The sequence below is a fragment of the Pseudomonas sp. EA_65y_Pfl1_P113 genome (genome assembly GCF_963970525.1).
GTDB lineage: Bacteria > Pseudomonadota > Gammaproteobacteria > Pseudomonadales > Pseudomonadaceae > Aquipseudomonas > Aquipseudomonas tritici.
The window spans coordinates 1-462 of the sequence record NZ_CAXAQM010000530.1; the positions used below are offsets into that span (position 1 = coordinate 1).

Genomic DNA, 462 nt, shown 5'->3' on the forward strand with positions numbered 1-462 from the left:
GGCGATGTCGAAGGTGGCCAGCGCGGCGATGCGTTTTTCCATCGTGGCGACGCCCGGAAACTGCGCCAGTTGCGCGGGCAGTTCCGCCTCCAGCGCCGCGTGATGCGCCGAAATCCAGTTGGCCGGATACAGGAAGATCGGCTGCGCCCGCAGATACGCCTCCACACCGCTATCGCGCAGCAATGCAAGCCGCGCGTCGAAACAGCGCAGGAAATGCGGATCGGGGGACGCCCAGCCATTGACCACGACGAACTTGTCGATCCGCTCCGGTGCCAACAGCGCCAGCGCCAGCGCCGCCACACCGCCCGCGGCATGGCCGACGATCGTCGCGCGCGCCACGCCGAGCGTGTCGAGCAGCGTCAGCATGTCCGCGGCAAAGTCCTCGACCGACACCGTTTCGGGCAAAGCGCGATCGCTGCGGCCAGTCCCGCGATGGTCATAGGCGATGACGTGATAGCGCTC

General features: G+C 67.3%; 1 protein-coding gene. It reads right to left on the reverse strand.

Features of this window, described 5'->3' with window-relative positions:
- The coding region (locus AACY52_RS30920) for an alpha/beta fold hydrolase (protein ID WP_339561484.1) at positions 1-462 on the reverse strand (462 nt) is incomplete at both ends.